Genomic DNA, 20,989 nt, shown 5'->3' with positions numbered 1-20,989 from the left:
TGTTCTTGCGCCGCCCCGCTTGGCGGCTCCTTCCCCCGGAGTGGCGGTACGGACCCGGTTGCGGCTCTCCGAGCGTGACGAGTCGGTCCTGCGTGAACTGGGCGACCTGCTGTCGGAGCTGGCCGTGCGGGATCTGGCCGAGCGGGCGCTCTTGGGCGAGGACCAGTCGGCTGCGGATTTCGCACGTCGTAAGCGAGAGCTGACCGCTCTGACTTCCTCGCGATGGGCGGGGACGATCGTCCGGCGCACCAACGAACAGTGGGCGCTTGCGCGCCGTGGTCAGGCCGCTCACCTGCAACAGCTTTCCGCAGCGATCGCCTCGATCGAGGGGCGGCTGGCGGTTCCGGTGGCGTCCTGTGACGCGGCCGGCCGCACCCGGGGCTATCCGACACAGCAGGTACGGGCTGCCAAGCAGCAGCGCCTCCAGCATCTGAGCGCACTCGCCGCCCGGGTCGCTGTCGATCTCGCGGCGGGCAGGGTGCACGTGGTGCGCGGCGGGAAGGGACTGTTGCGCAACCGCCTGCACCTGGACGAGGCCGGTATCGACCTGACCCGGTGGAGGCAGGGCTGGCGGGATGCGCGGACTCGGATCGAGGCCGACGGGGAGTCGGGCAAGACCTTCGGCAACCAGTCGATCCAGATCAGCCCGGAGGGAACGGTGCTGATCAAGTTGCCGCCCGAGCAAGCAGCTCGCCACGCCGCGTACTGCGATCGGTTCGGTCGCTATCGACTGGACGCCACCTGCGCCTTCGCGTACCGCGACGCCGAATGGCGCTCACACGTCACCGCACACCGGAGCGTGGGCTACACGATCCGTTTTGATGCCGACCGCTGCTTCCTCACCGCCGCCTTCGTGCCCCGCCGTGCCCGGCTACCGGCGGGGACGGACGGGGAGCAGATGATGAAGTCGGCTCTGGCCGGCGGGGTGGTCGGCGTCGATCACAACGCCGACCATCTCGCCGCCTGGCGCCTCGACACCCATGGCAACCCGGTGGGTCGTCCTGAACGCGTCGCGGTCGACTACCGCGGCAGCACCCAGAGGCGCGATGCCCAGATCCGGCAGGCCTGCAGCACTCTGATCCGCCATGCCAAGGGCGTCGGGGCCACAGCCCTGGTCGTTGAGGATCTGGGATTCGACACCGGCCGTGAAACGTGCGGTTGGACAGGGCGCGGCGGGCGACGATTCCGGGCTCTTGTATCGGGTATGCCGACGGCGAAGTTCGCCGCCCGGCTGGTGGCGATGGCGCATCGGGCGGGTCTGGCCGTGATCGTCGTGGATCCGGCCTACTCCAGTCGCTGGGGAGCCCAGCACTGGCGTAAAGCCACGGGTACGAAAACGAACAAGACGTCCCGTCACGACGCTGCGGCGATCGTGCTCGGGAGGCGCGGCCAGGGCTTGGGCGCGCGGCGCAGGGCAGAGAAGTCCGTACTCCGCAAGCAGACGGAAGCCGCCCGCAGCGGGTGCGTGGGAGCGCATTCCGGGGCCGGTACGGAAGACCATCGCCCGCCCGTGTCATCACTCCAGCCTGCCCCGGCCGCCCGCTCAGGGCCCGAGTCCACCCCGAGGACGGCGTACACGATGCGCCGCGCCGACGGCGCCGGACAGGGGTCAAGCCCGCCCAAGACCGTTCGGGGCGGGCCGTCGAGGGGAGATCCCTCATCCGGGATCTCGCAGGACTTGACGACCAGGAACGGTTGGACGCCACCGGAACGGGGTGCGGTCCTCCGGCTTACGCTGGATGTATGTACGCGCGAAGGCGGCACGCCTACTTCGCCATGATGGGGGTCTGCATCGGCCTCTTCGTCCTGGCCTGGGGCGTCGTGCGGCTCTGGTCCATTCCCGCGGCCGTCGGGATGTGTGTCGTGGCGATGGTGATTCCGCCCGTCGCCGCCATGGTGGCCAACCGGCGTGGGCCCGACGACCGGTGGGACGATCCCTCGGGGGATTCGAAGTCCGACGAGTGGTGGGACGAGCTGGACGGGAAGCGGCGGCCCCCGGGGAGTAGGCCTCAGTAGACGAGGGCCTGGGTTCCGTCCGTCATGGCCTCCTGCACGAACACCTGCGCGCCCGCGATCCGCACTCCCTCGATCACGTCCTTCTCGGTGATCTCGCGGCGGGCCGCGCACTGCGTGCAGAGCGTGATCCGTCCGGCGGCCACGATCGAGTCGATCAGGTCGGGGAGCGGGGCCGCGTGCGGGAGCTCGAACTCCGCCGCTCGGCCCGGCAGCGCGAACCACGCGGACTCGCCGGTCAGCCAGAGGGAGACCTCGACGCCGCTGGCCACGGCCACGGCCGCCACCGTGAACGCCTGTGAGCAGCGCTCGGGTGCGTCGGCCCCTGCGGTCACCTTGATCACGAGCTTCTTCGCCATGGCCGCATCGTAAGGCCACCGGTGACGCCACCCGGAAGGCCACCTCGCAGAGAGAGGCGGGCCGCGCACGACTACAGTGGGAGCGGCTCTGATACCTGCCCCAATAGCTCACCGAGGAGCACCCCGTGCTTGAGGCCTTCTTCTCCGCCCTGCTGGTTCTGGTCTGCGTCGGCGTTCTCGCGTTCGCCGGACTGTCCGTGAAGAAGCTGTACCAGGGTCAGCGCTGAGCCCCGTACGCCCGTACTTCACCTAGAGATCGCCTGAGCTTCCCATGATCGAGATTCCGTCCGACCTGCACCCCGACCTCGTGCCCCTCGTTTGGCTCCTCGGCAACTGGGCCGGCGCGGGCGTCACCGACTTCCCCGGCGCCGAGAAGGCGAATTTCGGCCAGGAAGTGTCCTTCTCCCACGACGGGCGGGACTTCATCGAGTACCACTCGCACACGTGGGTGCTCGACGCCGATGGCAACAAGGTCAAGCCGCTGGAGTCCGAGTCGGGCTTCTGGCGCATCGACAAGGACCGCAAGGTCGAGACCGTGATGGTGCGCGACGACGGCGTCGTCGAGGTCTGGTACGGCGAGCTCGCCGACCAGAAGCCGCAGATCGACATCGTCACGGACGCCGTGGCGCGCACGGCCGCCTCCGGCCCGTACACCGGCGGCAAGCGCCTGTATGGGTACGTGAAGGGCGACCTGATGTGGGTCGGCGAGAAGCAGACCCCCGAGGTGCCGCTGCGCCCGTACATGTCGGCGCAGCTGAAGAAGGTCGTCTCGCCCGAGGACGTCGCGGAGATGGCCAGGGGTCTGGGAGATCTGCCGGACGACGGAATCGCCTTCTTCAAGTAGGCCGCCCGCCGAGTGGGCCTAGACTGGCCGGTGTGGCGAGCACCGATTCCGACTGGAAGAGCGACCTGCGACAGCGCGGCTACCGCCTGACGCCGCAGCGTCAGCTTGTCCTCGAAGCCGTCGACACCCTTGAGCACGCGACCCCCGACGACATCCTCTGCCAAGTGCGGAAAACGGCGTCGGGGGTCAATATTTCCACGGTGTACAGGACCTTGGAGCTCCTGGAGGAGCTGGGTCTGGTCAGCCACGCGCACCTGGGGCACGGCGCTCCGACGTACCACTTGGCCGACCGCCACCACCACATCCACCTGGTGTGCAGGGACTGTACGAACGTCATCGAGGCGGATGTCTCCGTGGCCGCCGAGTTCACCGCGAAGCTGCGGGACACGTTCGGGTTCGACACCGATCTGAAGCATTTCGCGATCTTCGGGCGCTGTGCGAACTGCTCCGGCAAGGCTCCCGCGGGCGCCAAGGAATAAGAACGTCCACTGCCGGGTCGTAGTGTGGGTGAACATGAAGAGCCCCCTCCTGTCCTTGCCCGGCGCCGTCCCCGCCGAGGGCGTGGACGAAGGCGTCGCCGCCCACTACGGCGATCTGTTCCGTGAGCAGCGCGCCCTCGCCGACGGCACCGGTTTCGTCGACCTCTCGCACCGCGGCGTCGTCACCGTCTCCGGACCCGACCGGCTGAGCTGGCTGCACCTGCTGCTCACGCAGCACGTGACCGAGCTGCCCGTCGGGCAGGCCGCCGAGGCGCTGATCCTCTCCGCGAACGGCCACATCGAGCACGCCCTCTATCTCGTCGACGACGGCGAGACGGTGTGGGCGCACGTCGAGCCCGGCACGCAGGACGCGCTCGTCGCCTATCTGGAGAGCATGAAGTTCTTCAACCGGGTCGAAGTCGCCGACCGCACGGACGAGTTCGGGGTCGTGTGGCTGCCGGCCGGTTCGATCGCGGCGGTTCCGGAGGGTGTCGTCGTACGCGAGACGCCGCACGGGCGTGATCTGTTCCTGCCGCGTGCTTCTCTCGAGTCGTACGCGGCCGAGAGTGGCCCGGCGATCGGCATCCTCGCCTACGAGGCGCTGCGCGTGGAGGCGCACCGGCCGCGGCTCGGCTTCGAGACGGACCACCGCACGATCCCGCACGAGCTGGGCTGGATCGGCACGGCGGTGCATCTGCAGAAGGGCTGCTACCGCGGCCAGGAGACGGTCGCCCGCGTCCAGAACCTGGGCAAGCCGCCGCGCCGCCTGGTCTTCCTCCACCTGGACGGCAGCGAGGTGCACCTGCCGGTGGCCGGTACGGAGCTGCGGCTCGCCTCCGAGGGCGAGGAGGGCCGGAAGCTGGGCTTCATCACGACGGCCGTACGCCACCACGAGCTGGGCCCGATCGCGCTGGCCCTGGTGAAGCGGAACGTGCCGCTGGACGCGGGGCTGCTCGCGGGGGCGGTGGCGGCTTCTCAGGAGGTCGTGGTCGAGCCGTAGCCCCGGGTGATTCGGGCTCGGCTGATCGGGCCGGGCCCGTCACATCTCCAGGAGCACGGTGAACGGGCCGTCGTTCGTCAGCGACACCCGCATCTGCGCGCCGAAGCGTCCCGTCGCCACGGTGGCGCCGAGGGACCGCAGTTGGGCGACGACCTCGTCCACCAGGGGCTCGGCGACATCGCCGGGAGCGGCGGCGTTCCAGGTGGGCCTGCGGCCCTTGCGCGCGTCTCCGTAGAGCGTGAACTGGCTGATGACCAGCAGCGGCGCGTCGATGTCCGAGCAGGACTTCTCGTCGGCGAGCATCCGAACGGACCAGAGCTTGCGGGCCAGTTGGGCCGCCTTCTCCTTGGTGTCCTCGTGGGTCACGCCCACCAGGACGCACAGCCCCTCGCCGTCGATCTCGCCGACCGTCTCGGGGCCGCTCTCGCCCTGGACGGCGACGCTCGCCCCGTCCACCCTCTGCACCACAGCACGCATGCGGCCCATCATGCCGTGCTCCGTACGGCCGTGACGCCGCCGGATGCGCCGCCCCTGAGGATGCCGTGAACCCCCCATCTGGGGCCGATTAGGGGCACTCGCTCACATAGCGGCCACCCGGGGTGGCACCATGCTCACACACGGTGTACCGCGCCGGTCGAGGGGACGGTAGAGCCACATGAGCAAACCAAGTACCGGGCAGCCGCCCGGCCCTGTGTCGCTGACCCGTATGAGCGCCGCGCGACGTACGAACGTTCCGCGTCCGCCCACGCAGCGCACGGGCAGCGCGGCAGGCATGGGCAGCATGGGCGGTGCGGGCAGCACGGCCGGTGCGCTGCTGGCCGAGCAGTCCGAGCACGACCTGGCCGCGCTGCTCCTGCGCGAGCTGCGTGAGCTGCGCAGGGACGCCCAGCAGAACGAGGCGGACCTGAGCTATCTCCGGCGGCTCCTCCAGGGGCGGATCGACATCCTGCGGGCGGAGGTCGCGCGCCGAAAGGACCCGTCGGCGCCGGGTCCGCAGGGCCCGCTGGTGAACCGTCTCTCCGCGATCCTCACGGACGGTCCGGCCCGGCACCGCTCGTCGGCCCGGCATGTGACGCTGGGCACCCCGCACAGCGCGGAGTACGGCCTGCTGGCCACGGAGATGCTCGCCGAGGTCGAGCTCTCCGACCTGGACGCCCGTACGGACGACGAGCTGCACACGGCCATGGGGCGGCTCACCCGCTACGAACAGCAGGTTTCCCGGCGCCGCCAGCAGCTCCAGCGCACGGCGGACGATTGCAGTGCGGAGATCGCCCGCAGGTACCGTGAAGGGGAAGCACAAGTAGACGACCTGCTCTCGTGACCCGGTGATCCCGGCCTTCGCGGGCGGCCGTCACGCCACCCCCGCCCCGGAAGGCCGAAGATGACCTCGACGTCCGCCGAGTCCACCGCAGCCCCTGTCATATCCCCGGTCCTCGCCGAGGTCGTACGGTCAGGCTTCGTCGAGGGCCGCCACAGGGGAAGCCTGGTGCTGCTCGCCGCGGACGGCGGCGTGGAGCTGGCGATGGGGGACGTGGGCGCCCCCGTCTTCCCGAGGTCCGCGAACAAGCCGATGCAGGCGGCGGCGGTGCTGCGGGCGGGGCTCGACCTCTCGGGCGAGCGGCTCGCGCTGACGGCGGCCAGCCACTCCGGGGAGACCTTCCACCGGGACCTCGTCCAGAAGATGCTGGCCGAGCGCGGTCTGACCGCGGCGGACCTCCAGTGCCCGCCGGACCTCCCGCTGGACGCGGTCGAGGCCGAGACATATCTGGCAGCGGGTGCCGTTCGTGACCGGGTCACGATGAACTGCTCCGGCAAGCACGCGTCGATGCTGGCGGTGTGCGAGCTGAACGGCTGGCCCACGGATTCCTACCTGGACCCGCGGCACCCCCTCCAGCAGCTGATCCTCCAGGTGGTCGAGGAAGCGGCGGGGGAGAAGGTGGCGGCCGTCGGGACGGACGGCTGCGGAGCCCCCCTGATGGCGATCTCCCTCACCGGCCTCGCCCGTGCCTTCCGGCACTTCGTCACCGCCCCCGAGGGCACCGCCGAGCGCCGGGTCGCGGACGCGATGCGGGCCCACCCGGAGTACGTCGCCGGCACCCGCCGCCCCGACACGTGGCTGATGCGGGAGATCCCCGGCGCGCTCTCCAAGATGGGCGCCGAGGCGGTGCAGGCCTTCGCCCTGCCCGACGGCCGTGCGCTGGCCTTCAAGGTGGACGACGGCGGGATCCGGGCCCTTGGCCCCGTCCTGGCCCGTGCGCTGCACCTGGCGGGTGTGGAGGCGGACGTCATCGCCCGCGTCGGGCGCGCGCCCCTGCTGGGGGGAGCGGCCGAGGTGGGCGAGATACGGGCGGCGTTCTAGGCCCGTGCGTGAGGTTGGTGGCTGACCGGACTCCCGGCTCCCCTCCGGATGGGAGCCCGGTCAGCCAGCTCTGTCAGCCCGACTGGGCGAGCAGCAGGACGAGGATCGCAGCCCCGACGCCGCTGATGCTGGTGCTCTTGGCTTTGATGCCCACGGTCAGCAGGACGAAGGCGACGATGCCCATCGGTCCGTACTTCCACTGGATGAGCTGCTCGAATCCGATGGCGAGGGCGGCGATGACGATGGCGATGAGCGGCATGACATTCCCCCTTTCGGGACAGGGCGCCGAGCCCTGTCCCAGCAGGTCGGCAGCCATCCGATCGGCAATCACCGGCGGCCAACCCCTGAGGGTTCCTGCCAGGTTGCCTAAGTTGGCGACCAACTTCACCTGAGTTATCTCCGCGATGGCTCGATTCATAACCACCTTCCGAGCAACTCCCCAAAGATGGCGCGAAGTTGTACTGTTTGGTTGTGAGCCCGGAACCTGCCCCAGTCAATGGGTTGAAGAGGCCGCACAGGTCTCACCAAGAGGTGGCCGACGAGCTGCGCGACCGGATCAGGTCCGGGTCGCTGCGGCCGGGTCAACGGATGCCGACCCAAGCGGAGTTGGCCGAGGAGTTCGGAGTGGAGCGCGGCGCGATCCGCGAGGCGCTGCGTACGTTGCAGGGCGAGAAGCTGCTGGCGAACGTGTCCAAAGGGAGCCCGGCCACGGTCGCGGAGACCTCCGGGCAGGCGCTGTCCGGGCTCGGTGGCGTCACGCCGCAGCCCACCATGGTCGGCCTTGCCCCGCGTATCGCCGCGGCGTTCGAGGCGGACCACGTGGAGATCGACGCGCTCTGTCTGACCTCCATCTCGCTCACGATGGCGATCGGCGAACCGCTCCGTCAGATTCACGCCGGACAGCGGAAACCGGCCAAGGTCACCGTCCGCGTGCTGCTGCCGAGCCGCAGCATCGACCTCGCCTTTCCGGCGCCGGTGGACAGTGGGGACGACGAGGGCGGGCAGGTGCACAGGCGCTGGCTGGACCAGCGCAACGCACAGGGGCAGGTGCTGCGGCACAACCTCAAGGCGCTCCGGTCGTCGCACGGCATCGACGTGCACGTCTCGTTCCGTGCGCTGCCGTTCACGCCGCCGGTGAAGCTGTACCTCCTGAACGGCTCGGAGGCACTCTTCGCGTACTACACCCTCACGAAGCAGAGCGAGCAGATCGACCACGAGCCGCTGGAGATGTACGACGCCCAGGGCGCGCAGTCGATGCTCTTCCCCTTCCACCAGGGCGACGGGCTGCGGGACACGACGTTCGTGGAGCAGTCGCATCTGTGGTTCAACGCGCTCTGGAGCACGATCAGCCTGGACCTGGAGCTGGCCCGCGGCTAGATCAGGGCTGGAGTGCGGGCCCGGTCATCATCAGGGCGAGTACGACGGCGCCGATGGAGCTGCAGGTGGGGCTCTTCGCCTTGATTCCGACGGTCAGGAGCAGAAGCCCGGCGAGGCCGGTTGCTCCGTACTGCCACTGCACGAACTGTTCGAGAGTGATGGCGCACACGGCTGTGAGGAGGGCGAGGACGGCCATGGTGGTTCCCCCTTCTGCCATCTCGGACGAGTTGGCAACCAACTTCACTTGAGTTGTCCCCACTTGGTCCCACAACATAAACAACTTCAAGACAACTGCCCCAAGATGGTGCGGAGTTGTATCGTCTGGTTGTGACCCAGGAGAACGTTGCAGTGAACGGCAGCAGAAAGCTCACTCCCCAGGACATCGCCGACACCCTGCGCGACCGCATCCGCTCCGGCGACCTCAAGCCGGGTGACCGACTCCCCACGCAGGCCGTGCTCGCGGAGGAGTTCGGCGTGGAGCGGGGGACGGTGCGCCAGGCGCTGAAGACATTGCAGGGCGACGGACTGCTGGCCAACGTGAGCAAGGGGAGCCCGCCCCGGATCGCGGCGGAGCCGCCGGGGGCGACGTCGGCGGGCGTGGAGCCGCAGGCGTCGATGGTCGGCCTCTCGCCCCGGCTCGCGGCGGCGTTCTCGGAGTCCCGGGTGCGGATCGACGTGGTGTCGTACACGGCGGAGACGCTGATGATCGCTATGGGGGAGCCGGTCCGCCTCATCCACGAGGGCCGGATCCGCCCGGACTCCATCGACGTACGCATCCTGCTCCCCAGCAGCGACATCACGCTCGCCTTCCCCCAGCCGACCGGCGGGCAGGACGACGGTGGCCGCGTGCATCAGCGCTGGCTGGCGCAGCGCAACGCGCAGGGGCAGGTCCTGCGCCACAACCTGCGCGCGCTGCGGGCCTCGCACGGCATAGACGTCGACGTGTCCTTCCGCGCGCTGCCGTTCACGCCCCCGGTGAAGCTGTACCTGCTGAACCACCGGGAGGCGCTTCTGGCCTACTACACGATCGAGCGCAGCATGCTGGACTTCGGGAGCGCGGAGATGGAGGCGTTCGACGTGTCGGGCCTGAGGTCGCCGCTGTTCTCCTTCGAGAAGAACGCGGCGCCGCGGGACGCCGCCTTCGTGGAAGAGTCGCAGAAATGGTTCGACGCGCTCTGGGCAACCATCGCGACGGAGCTGACACTCTCTTAGTGACTCCTGATACGACGCAGACTGAGTCGATGGCAGAAGAGACCGAAAAACTGCGCGAACTGATCAAACGCGCCCGTTTCGTGCTCTTCGACTTCGACGGACCCATCTGCCGGCTGTTCGCCGGGCACTCGGCCGAGCGCATCGCGAGTGATCAGGTCCGCTGGCTAGAGGAGCGGGGTCTGCGCGGTCTGCTGACCAAGGAGGAGCGGGCGCAGCCCGACCCGCACGCCGTCCTGCGGGCGGTGGACCGCCGGCACCCCGGCAGCGATCTGGTGGCCGAGCTGGAGGAGCGGCTCACCCAGCAGGAGCTGACGGCGGTGGCCTCCGCGTGGCCCACCCAGTACGCGGACCCCCTCATCATGACCTGGCACGCGATGGGCTCGCGCCTGGCTGTGACCACCAACAACTCCCCGCGTGCGGTGACCCGTTACCTGGACGACCGCAACCTGAGCCAGTGCTTCGCCCCGCACGTCTACGGCCGCACCCAGGACCTCCACCTCCTCAAACCGCACCCGCACTGCCTCAACCGCGCCCTCAGCGCGATGGGCGCGGAACCCTCGGCGGCCCTGATGATCGGCGACGCCCCGACGGACTACCAGGCGGCCGTGGAGGCGGGCGTGGGCTTCTTGGGCTACGCGCGTAACGAACGCAAGGCGAAGCTGCTGGAGGAGGCGGGGGCGGCCTGCGTGGTGAGCTCGCTGGAGCCGGTCCTCAGGGTGCTACGGGGTCAGGCCTGAAGGGCCTGAAGGTGCTACGAGGTCAGGCCTGAGCCATCAGGAGCAGGAAGAGCACGGCCGATGCCGAGAGGCAGGCCTTGTTCCGGGCCCGTGCGCCGATGCCGAGCAGGGCCAGGGCGATGACCCCCAGGCTGCCGTAGCGCGACTGGAGCAACTGTTCCATAGCGAAGCCGATCGCGGCCGAGAGCAGCTGAAAGAAGAACATGGGCCCCACCCCTTCAACTTTCCGTCCAATTGGACTGGTTGACTTGAAATTGGTTTGCCCTGGCCGATTGATCGCTTAACCAACTGCCGTGCACGGCAACCAATTTGACTGGAAGTGGTTTGTCCGTCGCCCGCCAGAGGTACCGTCGCCGTGTGGTCGACGGGCGGACCGGTGAGCGGACCGGTGAGGGTGGCGGCAGCGAGTTCCAGCGGGTCATCGACGCGCTGCACTCCCGCTTGGCCGACGGCACGTACCCGCTGAACAGCCTGTTCCCCACTCAGCGCGAGCTCGCGCGGGAGTTCGACGTCTCCAGGGACACCATTCAGCGGGTGATGAGGGAGCTCATCAGCGAGGGCCTGGTCCGTTCCAAGCAGGGGAGCGGTTCGCGGGTTTCGCGGGTGGTGAAGGCGCAGATGGCCCACATGAGTGCCGGCGGGAAGCCGGGGAGCGGCATCGGCCGGGTCTCGCTGGGGCCGATCATCGGGGCGGCGTTCGCCGCCCCACAGGTCACCCTGGACGTCTACACCCTGACCTCCGAGTCGCTGGACGCGCACATCCGCGTGCAGGCGGAACGTATACGTATCCGCGAGATCGCCCCGGAGCGCATAGCGGTCCGCATGCTGCTGCCCTCCGAAGAGCTCGGCCTCCCGTACCCCCGCGCCAAGGACGACCCGGCCGACCCGCGCCCGCAGCAGCGCCTGCGTGACATCACGCGCCGGCACACGGCATCGCTGCGCAACGCGCTGCGAGACCTGCACACCGAGGGCCTGGTGGCGGATGTGGACGTGGAGGTGCGCCACGTGCCGCTGACGCCCGCCTTCAAGCTCTACCTGCTCAATGGCGCCGAGGCGCTGCACGGCCCGTACGAGGTGATCGAGCGCCGCATCCAGCTGGACGACGGCGAGGAGATCGACGCCCTGGACGTGCTCGGCCTGGGAGCGGCCCTCACGCACTACGTACGGGACGACGAACCAGAATCGCAGGGAACCCTCTTCGTCAACGGGATGCAGGCCTGGTTCGACTCCTGCTGGACGCTTCTTGCCGAGTAGCTCTTCGAACGTCACGACCCCCAGGAGTGGCGCGTACCTCATTGAGCCCACCGTTTGCTGTTCACGCGTCGTGAGGGTCCTCCCGCGCCACTAGGGTGTGCATCACTTTCGCCTTCCTCGCGTGACTATTCAGGAGCGGCCCGTGGGCGTGTCACCACCTGTGCCCAGCCCCCCGCCCCATGTATCCGCGGAGGAGCACCCCTCTCCAGACGCGTACGACGGGTTCGTCGAGCACGCGCTCAGGCACGGGGTGATGAGCCGGGGCCACCACAACCGGAACTACGTGCTTGCGCTGACGGAGCCCATGGCCCGGCTGGTCGACCGCTATCCCGGGCGGCCCGTCACCGTGCGGATGCGGCGGCAGGAGGCGCTGCCGGTGGTCATCAGGACCTGGCAGGACGAGTCGGAGATCCTGCGGGCGATCAAGGGCGTGCTGCCCCATGTGCCGGAGTGCCTGGCCAAACGATCCGACTCCGCCGTGCACAGCTATGTGGAGGGCGTGCCGTTCTCCACCATCTGCCAGAACGGCAAGCCGGTCGACTCCCTGCTGATCAAGGCGCTGGCCGAGTTGCTCGCCCAGATGACGCAGGTCCGCAGGGAGGCGCTGCCCCCGCTGCCGGCTGACTGGCCCCGCATAGACAAGGGCGGGCCGACGTTCCTGCGGACGCTCGCGCATCTCGCGGAGCGGCAGATCCGGCAGCCCAATTGGGCTGAGTTCGGTGGGCTGTTCGCGGCCCTCGGCATTCCCGACGACGCGCTGCTCAGGCTGGCGGAGCGCGTGCCCGCCATGGCCCGCCGCCCCTACAGCCTGCTCCACACCGACCTGCACCGCGACAACGTGATCTTCTCCTACGGTGGTGTCCCACCGCTGATCTGCGTCGACTGGGAGCTCGCCACCTACGGCGATCCGCTGCACGACCTGGCCACGCACCTCGTCCGTATGCAGTACCCGGAAGATCAGTGGAGTGAGGTGATCGACGCCTGGGCGGAGGCGATGGAGCGCCTCAGACCCAGGGCGGTCAACGGGCTGTCCCGGGACCTGGAGCACTACGTCGCGTTCGAGCGCGCCCAGTCCGTCTATCCGGACGTGATGCGCGCGGCCAAGTCGCTCGGTGACACGCCCGACCGCAGGAGCCTCGACGAGGCGACCCACGCGGTGCGCACCGCGCTGGAGAACGCGGCAGCCCCTCTGCAACTGCCCGGTGTCCCGGACGAGGAAGAGATCCAGCGGGTGCTGTTCCGCTGGCGTGCGGCCCGGTCCGGCGGCGGCGCCGAGGGCACCCGCCAGGTGACCCGGATCTCGTGGGAGCCGAACCAGCGGGTGCCCGAACACCCCGCGTTTCCCCGGTCGGCGGTGATCGACGCGCTGGTCGCGGAGGGGGCGGCGCCGGCCTCCAAGGTCTTCAAGGGGACGGCCCACCTCAACACCGTGGTCCGAGTGGCCGGTGTCGACTTCCCGGTCGTGGTGCGGCGCAAGCTGTCCTCGGCCGAGCGCCGCGAGCGCAGCATCCTCAGTGAGCACGCGGTGCTGCGGGTCATCGAGGACTCGGGCGAGCCGGTGCGGGCGCCGCGCGTACTCGCCCTGGGTACCAGCGACTTGAAGGACCAGTTCGCCATCCATTCCTACGAGGGACCGGGCACCGGAGAGCTGCCGCCGGACCATCCCGTGGACGGCCTGCGCCCGGCCGAGGCCGACCATCTGGTGGACCAGCTGGGCGCGTTGGCCCGAATCGACCACAAGCAACTGGACCCCACCGCGGGCGAGGCGGACTTCTACCGCTGGCTCTGCGATGAACTCGTCGGTCTCGTCATGGCGCTGCCCAAGGAGTCGCAGAAGCTGGCGAGGGAGCTGGGCCTGCCGGTCGGCTACCGGCTGCGAGAGCTGCTGATCCGGCACCGCCTGACGGCGCGCCGGCCGTCCTTGCTGCACGGCGACCTCAATCCCTGGAATCTCGTGCGCCACGACGACCGCTTCGGGCTCACCGTCATCGACTGGGAGATGGCGATGATCGGCGACCCGCTGTACGACCTGGTCCGCCACATGCATCTCACCCCGGTGCGCCCCGAGATCAGGCACCGCATGTTCGACCGCTGGACCGGCTGCCTCCCGCCGGAGTGCACGAAGGGGTGGGAGGAGGACTGGAAGGTCTACCGCTGGATCGAGGTGGTCCGGTCCGCCTACGTGGACCTGGACCGACTGGTGACCGGCACGGGTCTGGACGCGCCCAATGTGCAGCGCGCGGTGGACTCGTACGCGATGACCTTGGCGGGCGCGACGGCATCCCTGGGGCTCCGGCCCAGCGCTACGGCGAACCCGTACCTTGCCCGGGCGCTTCCGCACGGTCAGCATGGAGCGTTGAGGTCGATGCCGTAGGCATGCTCGGGGGAGGGCTCGCGTGGCGGGAACGGTGAACGGGGCAGCGGGCAGTGGCTTAAGCGCGTGGTTCCGCAGATACAGGGCCCGGTACGAATCGGCGGCTACGCGTGTCCTGCTGCTCGGCATCTTCGTCACCGGGCTGACCGCGCAGTTCGTGAAGCCGGTCGGAGACGCTCTGGAGGGGCAGGCGTTCCTGGGGGGAGCGCTGCTCAGCCTGGTCGGCTATGTGCTGTACGACGCGGTCAAGGAGCTCGCCGTCTCGTCCCGGCCACCCGACCGCGGGCTGGTCAACTCCCGTGACCTGGGAGGCCTCGTCGGCGAGGCGTTCCACTCCAGGAAGGTCGAGATCTGCTTCCTCGGCTACACGGGCGAGACGCTCTACAACGAGCTGTATCACCGGCTCGAAGGGCTTCTGGACGACCCGGGGCCGACAAAGCGCGTGACGATCAGGATGCTGATACCGGACTTCGGCCGCGAGATGGCGGTGCCCTCACGCGTCGGCCCCGACGGGAAGCCCGTCGACTACCCCGAGTTCCGGGCGCGACTCGAGGCCAAGTGCCGCGAGTACGACCAGATCCTCTCCCGGCTCGCCGACCGGCTGACCGCCGACGGCAGGGTGAGCGCGCAGTGCGAGTACCGCCTCTACAACGGGGATCCGCGGGACAAGGTCTGCATCTTCAACAAGGAGCTGGTGCTGTGCGGCCTCTATGACGTGGTCGCCACCATGCCCTTGCAGGATCCCGACTGCGAGGTCTACGACCCCAAGGGATACAACACGGACCTCGCCGTCCGCTCCCGCAAGGAGGGGACGGCTGCCGCCGAGACGGCGGTCGCGACGCAGATCAGTCATTTCGAGGGAGTGTGGAAGCTGGCGGCCACGCCCTCGTGGCGTCAGTGAGCCGTGCCGCGGCTCACGCCGTCCGCCTCCTGAACAGCGCCCCCGAAGCCCCCACCGAAACCGCCAGGATCCCCGCGCACCAGGCCAGGGCGACCCAAGGTGTCGTGCCCACCGGCTGGTTGAGGAGCAGGCCCCGTAGGGAGTCGATCACCTGGGTCACCGGTTGGTTGTCGGTGAAGGGGCGGAGCCAGGTCGGCATCGTGTCCGTCGGGACGAAGGCGCTGCTCGGGTAGGGGAGGAAGCTGACGAAAAAGGTGAAGCCTCCTGCCGCTTCCGGGGACTTGGCCAGTAGGCCCACCGTCGCCGAGAGCCAGGACAGGGCCAGGATGAAGGAGAGGAGGATCGCTGTCGCCGCCAGCCAGGCCGCCGGGGTCGCCGACGGGCGGAAGCCGATCGCGAAGGCCAGGGCCAGGACCAGGGTCGTGGCGATGAGGTTGCGGGCCACCGAGGCGAAGACGTGGCCCGTCAGGATCTGCGTACCGCCGATGTCCAAGGAGCGGAAGCGGTCGATGATGCCGCCCTTCAGGTCCTCCGTCACCGCGATCGCCGTGTTCGACGAGCCGAAGCCCGCGCAGAGGAGGAGTACGCCCGGCACCACGTACGTGACGTACGACCGCGTGTCCGTCTTGATCGCGCCGCCGAAGAAGTAGACGAAGATCAGCAGGAGCATCACGGGGAGCGCCATCGAGGTGATCAGGGCGTCCACGTTGCGGCGGCTGATGCGGATGGCCCGGCCGGTCATGATCAGGGCTTCAGACACGGGTCGCCTCCCTTCCCTTGGCCTGCTTCTCCTTCTCCCTCTCCTTCTCCTTCCGCTTTGGTGGGCTCGTGAGGGACAGGAAGACGTCGTCCAGCGTTGATGTGTGGAGGGTGAAGGCCGCGAAGTCGGTGCGGTGCGGGTCCAGTTCGTCCAGCAGGGCTCGTACGTTCGCTGCCGTGCCGTCCGTCGGGAAGCCGAGCGTCAGAGTCTCGGGGGAGTGGTGCGTGGCTCTCGGGGAGAGGCGTTGGTAGGCCTCATCGGTGGTGACCGTCGCCTCCATGCGGTGGCCCGGCACCAGGGACTTCAGCTCGGATGGCGATCCCTGCGCCGCGATCACCCCCTCGTGCAACACCGCTATGTGGTCCGCCAGTTGGTCCGCCTCCTCCAGGTACTGGGTCGTCAGGAAGACCGTCGTACCGCGCGCCGTGAGATCCCGTACCACCGCCCACATCTCCTGGCGGCTGCGCGGGTCCAGGCCCGTCGTCGGCTCGTCCAGGAAGATCACCGCCGGGTCGCCCACCAGGCCCGCCGCCAGGTCGACGCGGCGGCGCATGCCTCCCGAGTACGTGCGGACCAGGCGGTCGCCCGCCTCCGTGAGGCCGAAGCGGGCCAGTAGTTCGGCGGCCCTCGCGCGGGCCGCCGGGCGGGGCAGGCCCGCGAGCCTCGCCATCATGCGGAGGTTCTCCGCGCCGGTCTGCGTCTCGTCGACCGCCGCGAACTGACCGGTGAGGCTGATCGCGCGACGGACCTCGCGTCGCCCCGTACGGATGTCGTGGCCCGCCACCCGTGCCGTGCCCGCGTCGGGTGTCGTCAGCGTGGTGAGGATGCGGACGGCCGTGGTCTTGCCGGCGCCGTTCGGGCCCAGGAGGGCGAAGACCGTGCCGGGCGGGATGTGGAGGTCGATGCCGCGCAGGACGTGGACCGCGCGGTCGCCGGAGCCTCCGTAGCTCTTGGTGAGGGCCTTCGCCTCGATGGCGGCGGTAGCGGTGGCGGCGGTAGCGGGTGGGGCGTCCGTGCGTGACGCGGGTGGTGTGGGTGGTGTGGGTGTGGTTGGTGGCATGGGTGTCTTCCTCGGGTGAGGTTCGGGCTGCCGTATTTCTACTGCGTATGGGCTACGCATTACTGAGTAAGGGTTACGCAGAACTACGATGTGCGTCAAGTGCGGCAGCTCAGGAGGAGGCAAGGTCAGATCATGGCGATGGCGGCAGACGGTGAAGGCGTGCGGGGCGAAGAAGAAGGCACGGGTCTTTCCGCGAGCCTCGAAACCGCCTGGGGGCTGCGCGAGCGTCCGTCCAAGGGGCCCAAGCCCGGCCTGAGTCTTGACCGCATCGTCGACGCGGGCATCGCGATCGCGGCCTCGGAGGGGATCGGCGCGGTCACCATGGGGCGGGTGGCCAAGGCGCTCGGTGTCTCGCCGATGTCCCTGTACCGGTATGTCTCCGCCAGGGACGAGCTGTACGTCCTGATGCAGGACGTGGCGACCGGGTCTCCGCCCGAGATGCCCGCGGAGGTCACGGGGTGGCGGGCGCGCCTGGAGTGGTGGGCGCGGGCTCAGCGCGAGGTCTTCCGGCGCAATCTGTGGCTCGTGCGGATCCCCATCACGTCGCCGCCCGCGTCACCCCACTACCTGGAGTGGATGGAGCAGGGGCTCGCGGCGCTCGACGGCAGCGGGCTCAAGGAGGGCTGGAAGCTCTCCGTGCTCATGCTGGTGGGCGGGTTCGTACGGAACGAGGTCACGCTCATGGCCGATCTCGACACGGCCATGCGGGCGGAGGGCCAGGAGCCCGGCGAGGTGATGCGGCGGTACGCGCGCACCATCGACGCGCTGACCTCGACCGACCCCGAACGCTTCCCGGCGCTGCGGAGAACCCTCGCGGCGGGCGTACTCGACGTGGCTGACGCCGAGGACACGGAGTTCGAGTTCGGGATCGAGCGGGTGCTCGACGGGGTGGCCGTGCTGGTGGAGGGGGCGGGGGCGCGGGGGTGCTAGGGCGTGGGGCGCGGGGCTCGGGGCGCGCGGCGGGTGGCCCGCGAGGTGGGGTTGTCGGGTGGCCGCCGGGCGCTCTTCCCGCATACCTCGACGGTTCCGTCGCGGCTGGCCGGCTGGCTGGCCGGGCGGGTGGGTGGAGGTCAGGGGCGGGTGTCTGCTTGCGGGCGGCCTGGGTGACTCCGCGGGCCTGGCCGCGGGGCCGCCGAGCGGGGCGGGTCGAGGGCGGGCGGTGGGGCCTCCGCTCGGGGGGGGCGTGTGGTTTACGCGTACCTCGCCAGGCCCGATCGCAGTTGCCCGAACCCCCGGTTCGCCGTCGCCACCGCGTCCGGCCATACCGCGTCCGCGCTCTCGCCCGCGTCGATCCTGCGCCAGTTCTCCAGGGCGAGGATGCGCTGTACGGCGACGATCTGGCCGGCGGCCAGCCGCGCGGCCAGTGGGTCCGTGGGCGGGGTTTTCGGGGCTGCGTCGGGCGTCGTCGCCTTGCTCAGTGCCTCGCCCAGAGCCGCCTCCGACCGCTCCTGGTACGCGTACAGCCTCGCCACCAGCGACGGGGTCCCGTACAGCAGCCGGTGGAAGGCGAGTACGTGGACGTTGTCGCAGAGGCCGGTCACCGGGTCCTGGCGCTCCAGGCCGTCGAGGAACTGGCGCTGCAGGGCGTCCAGGGGGGAGCGCTTCGCGGGGCGCGTGGCGACCACCCTTGCCGCCTCGTCCACGTGGTCGGCGAAACGGTGGAGTACGAGGTCCTCCTTGGCGGGGAAGTACCGGAACAGGGTCGGCTTGGAGATCTCGGCGGCTGCCGCGACCTCCGCCACCGGCACCTTCTCGAAGCCCTTCTCCAGGAAGAGGGCGATCGCCACGTCCGAGACCGCCTGGTACATCCGCTGCCTCTTGCGTTCGCGCAGGCCGGGGCTGCCGGGGCCGCCGGAGTCGGGGGTGTTCGGCGCTGCTTCTTTCGTCATGGGCCGAGCCTATCGCATGGGTGAGAGTCGGTAATAAATTTAACTAGGTTACATTTTTGGTCTACTCTCGACGGCATGACGCATGGCCCGACGCACGGCACGACGCCTGGCATGACCGACGCTCCCCTCGAAGCCGCCCTCGCCACCGAACGCCGCTACCACGACACCTGCCGCACCGCCCTCACCGGCATGGTCGACGGCGCCGAGGAGCAAGTCGTCAACGGAGCGGACGTCTCCGCCTCCGGAGCCGACGCCGAAGTCCTCGGCTACCAGTTCCGCAGCCACGCCAAAGCCATGAGCGAACTCCCCGAAGCGCCCCTCTTCTTCGGCCGCCTCGACTTCGCCGCCGCCGGGCCCGAAGCGGCCGAAGCCGGGGATCACCGCGGGCAGAGCTACCACATCGGCCGGCTGCGCATCACCGAACACCCCTCGGCCCCGCCCCTCGTCGTCGACTGGCGTGCCCCCGTCTCCCGCGCCTTCTACCAGGCCGGAGCCCGCGACCCCCAAGGCGTCGCCGTCCGCCGCCGCTTCGGCTGGGCGCCCGGCAGCAAGGGCGCATCCGCCGACCTCACGGGCCTGGAGGACGAACCACTGGCCGCCAGCACCCCCGTACCGAACACCCCGCCCACGCACGGCACCCCGCCCACGCGAGAAGCCCCCGACGCGCAAGACCCCCCACCCACGCAAGACCCCCCGCCCACGCAAAGCAGCCGCATCCTCGCCGGAGAGATCGAGCGCCCCCGCGTCGGCCCCATGCGTGACATCGCCGCCACCATCCAGCCCGAGCAGGACGACCTCGTCCGCGGTGAACTCGCCGCGTCCGTCTGCGTCCAGGGCGCCCCCGGCACCGGCAAGACCGCCGTCGGACTGCACCGCGCCGCGTATCTGCTCTACACCCACCCCCAGCGCGTACAGCGCTCCGGGCTCCTCATCCTCGGCCCCAACCGCACCTTCCTCCGCTACATCGCCGAGGTGCTCCCCTCCCTCGGCGAGAGCGGCGTGCGCCAGTCCACCGTCACGGACGAGATCGCCAGGGCCACCGCCCCCGTGCGGGCCCAGGACGACGAAGCCGCGGCGCGCGTCAAGCACGACGCCCGTACGGCGGCCGTCCTGCGCCGCGCGCTCTACTCGCGGGTCGCGGCGCCCGGCGACTCCATCGCGGTGCCGGACGGGTCGTACACCTGGCGGGTCGCGCTCGACGACCTGGAGCGGATCATCGCGGACGTACGCGCCGAGGAACCCCCGTACGCCGTCGGGCGCGAACGCGTGCGTACCCGTGCCGTCCGGCACATCCAGGAGCAGGCCGAACGCCGCGCCGGCGCCATGAACAACACCTGGGTGCAGAAGATCTCCCGCGCCCGCTCGGTCTCGGCCTTCGTCGACGCGGCCTGGCCCAAGGTCAAGCCCGAGGAGGTGCTCGCGGCCCTGCTCGGGGACCCGCAAGCGCTGGCCGCCGCCGCCGACGGCGTCCTCGACGCCGACGAGCAGCGGGCGATCCGCTGGGCCAGGCCGCCGCGCTCGTACAAGTCGGCGAAGTGGTCCGCCGCCGACCTCGTCCTGCTCGACGAGATCTCCGGGCTGCTCGAACGGCCAGCGGGCTACGGCCACATCGTCGTCGACGAGGCCCAGGACCTCTCCCCGATGGAGGCCCGAGTGATCGCCCGGCGCGCGGACTTCGGCTCGCTCACCGTCCTCGGCGACCTCGCCCAGGGCACCACCCCGTGGGCCGCCCGCAGCTGGCCCGAGCTCCTGGCCCACCTCGGCAAACCGGACGCCTCCGTCACCCCGCTGACCGTCGGTTTCCGTGTCCCGAGGGCGGTCGTGGGGCTCGCCAACCGTGTCCTCGCCTCGCTCGACGTCGACGTACCGCCCGCCCGGTCGCTGCGTACGGACGGTGAGTTGAGGGTCCGGGAGGTGCGGGACGTGGGCGCGGCCACCGTCGATGCGGTGCGGGCCGCGCTCTCCCGCGAGGGCTCGGTCGGTGTCATCGCCGCCGATGCCGGTACGGCCGTCCTGCGCGAGGCCCTCACTGCGGCGGGCATCGACAGCGCGGGCCCGGACGACCTGGGCGCGCGCGTGACGGTGCTGCCCGCGTCCGTCGCGAAGGGCCTGGAGTACGACCATGTGGTGGCCGTCGAGCCCGCCGCCATCGCGGAGGCGGAGAGCCGCGGACCGAGCCGCCTCTACGTGGTCCTGACCAGGGCGGTCTCCCGGCTCGACGTACTGCACAGCAGGCCGCTGCCCTGGGAGGTCTGAACGCTTGAAGTGGGCGGGGGTCGCCGTCCGCCCTCCCTGCGCGGGCGCCCCTTTGCGGTTATATGGAGCCAGCCCTGCCTCTCCCGGACGGCGACCCGCATGGACGGTGACTCCT

23 protein-coding genes are annotated in these 20,989 nt (G+C 70.0%); 15 read left to right on the top strand and 8 right to left on the bottom strand.

Going from position 1 to position 20,989, the window contains the following annotated elements; translation table 11 throughout:
- The first annotated feature begins 58 nt into the window (after nucleotides 1-58).
- The gene (locus ACFUPX_RS21610; protein WP_383324780.1) at nucleotides 59-1,780 is read left to right on the top strand and encodes an IS200/IS605 family accessory protein TnpB-related protein; all 1,722 of its coding nucleotides are present in this window, start codon (nucleotides 59-61) and stop codon (nucleotides 1,778-1,780) included.
- The gene (locus tag ACFUPX_RS21605) at nucleotides 1,744-2,016 is read left to right on the top strand and encodes a DUF3099 domain-containing protein (RefSeq protein WP_383324777.1); all 273 of its coding nucleotides are present in this window, start codon (nucleotides 1,744-1,746) and stop codon (nucleotides 2,014-2,016) included. Before ACFUPX_RS21610 ends, ACFUPX_RS21605 begins: the two co-directional genes overlap by 37 nt.
- Here the strand turns inward: ACFUPX_RS21605 and ACFUPX_RS21600 are convergent.
- Nucleotides 2,010-2,372, bottom strand: coding sequence for a DsrE family protein (locus tag ACFUPX_RS21600; protein WP_383324774.1), 363 nt, complete (start codon nucleotides 2,370-2,372; stop codon nucleotides 2,010-2,012). The two genes, ACFUPX_RS21605 and ACFUPX_RS21600, sit on opposite strands and share 7 nt — an antisense overlap.
- 271 nt (nucleotides 2,373-2,643) lie before the next feature.
- Between ACFUPX_RS21600 and ACFUPX_RS21595 the strand changes: the two genes are divergently transcribed.
- From ACFUPX_RS21595 to ACFUPX_RS21585, 3 genes are read left to right on the top strand one after another with little or no spacing between them, the layout of a single operon-like run.
- Nucleotides 2,644-3,216: an FABP family protein gene (locus ACFUPX_RS21595; protein ID WP_383276180.1), complete on the top strand. Its 573-nt coding sequence runs from the start codon at nucleotides 2,644-2,646 to the stop codon at nucleotides 3,214-3,216.
- Between the two features lie 32 nt (nucleotides 3,217-3,248).
- A complete protein-coding gene (locus ACFUPX_RS21590) occupies nucleotides 3,249-3,695 on the top strand; it encodes a Fur family transcriptional regulator (protein WP_383324771.1) in 447 nt (148 codons plus the stop codon).
- 34 nt (nucleotides 3,696-3,729) lie between these two features.
- Complete coding sequence (locus ACFUPX_RS21585; protein WP_383324767.1) at nucleotides 3,730-4,695, top strand: YgfZ/GcvT domain-containing protein; 966 nt, start codon at nucleotides 3,730-3,732, stop codon at nucleotides 4,693-4,695.
- A gap of 39 nt (nucleotides 4,696-4,734) precedes the next feature.
- On the opposite strand, the gene dtd is transcribed toward ACFUPX_RS21585, so the two are convergent.
- On the bottom strand, nucleotides 4,735-5,172 hold the full coding sequence (gene dtd / locus ACFUPX_RS21580; protein ID WP_383324764.1) for a D-aminoacyl-tRNA deacylase: 438 nt from the start codon (nucleotides 5,170-5,172) through the stop codon (nucleotides 4,735-4,737).
- 178 nt (nucleotides 5,173-5,350) lie between these two features.
- On the opposite strand from dtd, the gene ACFUPX_RS21575 reads away from it, so the two are divergent.
- Both ACFUPX_RS21575 and ACFUPX_RS21570 read left to right on the top strand, forming a co-directional pair.
- The gene (locus ACFUPX_RS21575; RefSeq protein WP_383324761.1) at nucleotides 5,351-6,016 is read left to right on the top strand and encodes a hypothetical protein; all 666 of its coding nucleotides are present in this window, start codon (nucleotides 5,351-5,353) and stop codon (nucleotides 6,014-6,016) included.
- 60 nt (nucleotides 6,017-6,076) lie between these two features.
- Nucleotides 6,077-7,054: an asparaginase gene (locus ACFUPX_RS21570; RefSeq protein WP_383324758.1), complete on the top strand. Its 978-nt coding sequence runs from the start codon at nucleotides 6,077-6,079 to the stop codon at nucleotides 7,052-7,054.
- A 73-nt stretch (nucleotides 7,055-7,127) separates the two neighbouring features.
- Here the strand turns inward: ACFUPX_RS21570 and ACFUPX_RS21565 are convergent, their stop codons facing one another.
- Entirely contained in the window at nucleotides 7,128-7,313 is a 186-nt protein-coding gene (locus tag ACFUPX_RS21565; protein WP_383324755.1) for a hypothetical protein, read from the bottom strand.
- Nucleotides 7,314-7,519: 206 nt separating this feature from the next.
- On the opposite strand from ACFUPX_RS21565, the gene ACFUPX_RS21560 reads away from it, so the two are divergent.
- Nucleotides 7,520-8,431, top strand: a complete 912-nt coding sequence (locus ACFUPX_RS21560) for a FadR/GntR family transcriptional regulator (RefSeq protein ID WP_383324752.1) — start codon at nucleotides 7,520-7,522, stop codon at nucleotides 8,429-8,431.
- Between the two features lies 1 nt (nucleotide 8,432).
- Here ACFUPX_RS21560 and ACFUPX_RS21555 read toward each other — a convergent pair whose 3' ends face one another.
- Nucleotides 8,433-8,627 carry a hypothetical protein gene (locus ACFUPX_RS21555; RefSeq protein ID WP_383324749.1) on the bottom strand — a complete coding sequence of 65 codons (195 nt, stop codon included), beginning with the start codon at nucleotides 8,625-8,627 and terminating at the stop codon, nucleotides 8,433-8,435.
- Nucleotides 8,628-8,752: 125 nt separating this feature from the next.
- Here ACFUPX_RS21555 and ACFUPX_RS21550 point away from each other — a divergent pair, with 125 nt between their 5' ends.
- Together ACFUPX_RS21550 and ACFUPX_RS21545 are read left to right on the top strand one after the other, a co-directional pair.
- Nucleotides 8,753-9,643, top strand: coding sequence for a GntR family transcriptional regulator (locus ACFUPX_RS21550; protein ID WP_383324938.1), 891 nt, complete (start codon nucleotides 8,753-8,755; stop codon nucleotides 9,641-9,643).
- Nucleotides 9,592-10,380 (top strand): HAD family hydrolase, encoded by a 789-nt coding sequence (locus ACFUPX_RS21545; protein ID WP_383324746.1) that lies wholly within the window; start codon nucleotides 9,592-9,594, stop codon nucleotides 10,378-10,380. The genes ACFUPX_RS21550 and ACFUPX_RS21545 overlap by 52 nt, the downstream gene beginning before the upstream one ends.
- Before the next feature lie 22 nt (nucleotides 10,381-10,402).
- Here the strand turns inward: ACFUPX_RS21545 and ACFUPX_RS21540 are convergent, their stop codons facing one another.
- Nucleotides 10,403-10,585 (bottom strand): hypothetical protein, encoded by a 183-nt coding sequence (locus ACFUPX_RS21540; protein WP_383324743.1) that lies wholly within the window; start codon nucleotides 10,583-10,585, stop codon nucleotides 10,403-10,405.
- Between the two features lie 152 nt (nucleotides 10,586-10,737).
- Between ACFUPX_RS21540 and ACFUPX_RS21535 the strand changes: the two genes are divergently transcribed.
- The 3 genes from ACFUPX_RS21535 (at nucleotide 10,738) to ACFUPX_RS21525 (ending at nucleotide 14,909) form a co-directional block, all read left to right on the top strand.
- The gene (locus tag ACFUPX_RS21535) at nucleotides 10,738-11,634 is read left to right on the top strand and encodes a winged helix-turn-helix domain-containing protein (protein WP_383324740.1); all 897 of its coding nucleotides are present in this window, start codon (nucleotides 10,738-10,740) and stop codon (nucleotides 11,632-11,634) included.
- 253 nt (nucleotides 11,635-11,887) lie between these two features.
- Nucleotides 11,888-14,008, top strand: coding sequence for an aminoglycoside phosphotransferase family protein (locus tag ACFUPX_RS21530; protein WP_383324737.1), 2,121 nt, complete (start codon nucleotides 11,888-11,890; stop codon nucleotides 14,006-14,008).
- A 22-nt stretch (nucleotides 14,009-14,030) separates the two neighbouring features.
- Nucleotides 14,031-14,909, top strand: coding sequence for a hypothetical protein (locus ACFUPX_RS21525; protein ID WP_383324734.1), 879 nt, complete (start codon nucleotides 14,031-14,033; stop codon nucleotides 14,907-14,909).
- A 13-nt stretch (nucleotides 14,910-14,922) separates the two neighbouring features.
- Here the strand turns inward: ACFUPX_RS21525 and ACFUPX_RS21520 are convergent, their stop codons facing one another.
- Nucleotides 14,923-15,651, bottom strand: coding sequence for an ABC transporter permease (locus ACFUPX_RS21520; protein WP_383324935.1), 729 nt, complete (start codon nucleotides 15,649-15,651; stop codon nucleotides 14,923-14,925).
- A 10-nt stretch (nucleotides 15,652-15,661) separates the two neighbouring features.
- A complete protein-coding gene (locus ACFUPX_RS21515; protein WP_383324731.1) occupies nucleotides 15,662-16,729 on the bottom strand; it encodes an ABC transporter ATP-binding protein in 1,068 nt (355 codons plus the stop codon).
- Between the two features lie 132 nt (nucleotides 16,730-16,861).
- Here ACFUPX_RS21515 and ACFUPX_RS21510 point away from each other — a divergent pair, with 132 nt between their 5' ends.
- Nucleotides 16,862-17,659 (top strand): TetR/AcrR family transcriptional regulator, encoded by a 798-nt coding sequence (locus ACFUPX_RS21510; RefSeq protein ID WP_383324728.1) that lies wholly within the window; start codon nucleotides 16,862-16,864, stop codon nucleotides 17,657-17,659.
- A gap of 260 nt (nucleotides 17,660-17,919) precedes the next feature.
- Here the strand turns inward: ACFUPX_RS21510 and ACFUPX_RS21505 are convergent, their stop codons facing one another.
- Nucleotides 17,920-18,618: a TetR/AcrR family transcriptional regulator gene (locus tag ACFUPX_RS21505; RefSeq protein WP_383324725.1), complete on the bottom strand. Its 699-nt coding sequence runs from the start codon at nucleotides 18,616-18,618 to the stop codon at nucleotides 17,920-17,922.
- Nucleotides 18,619-18,729: 111 nt separating this feature from the next.
- On the opposite strand from ACFUPX_RS21505, the gene ACFUPX_RS21500 reads away from it, so the two are divergent.
- Complete coding sequence (locus ACFUPX_RS21500; RefSeq protein WP_383324932.1) at nucleotides 18,730-20,874, top strand: HelD family protein; 2,145 nt, start codon at nucleotides 18,730-18,732, stop codon at nucleotides 20,872-20,874.
- Nucleotides 20,875-20,989 lie beyond the last annotated feature (115 nt).

This window comes from Streptomyces sp. NPDC057302, from assembly GCF_042667685.1.
Taxonomy (GTDB): domain Bacteria; phylum Actinomycetota; class Actinomycetes; order Streptomycetales; family Streptomycetaceae; genus Streptomyces.
This window is presented reverse-complemented; position numbering and strand designations above follow the sequence as displayed.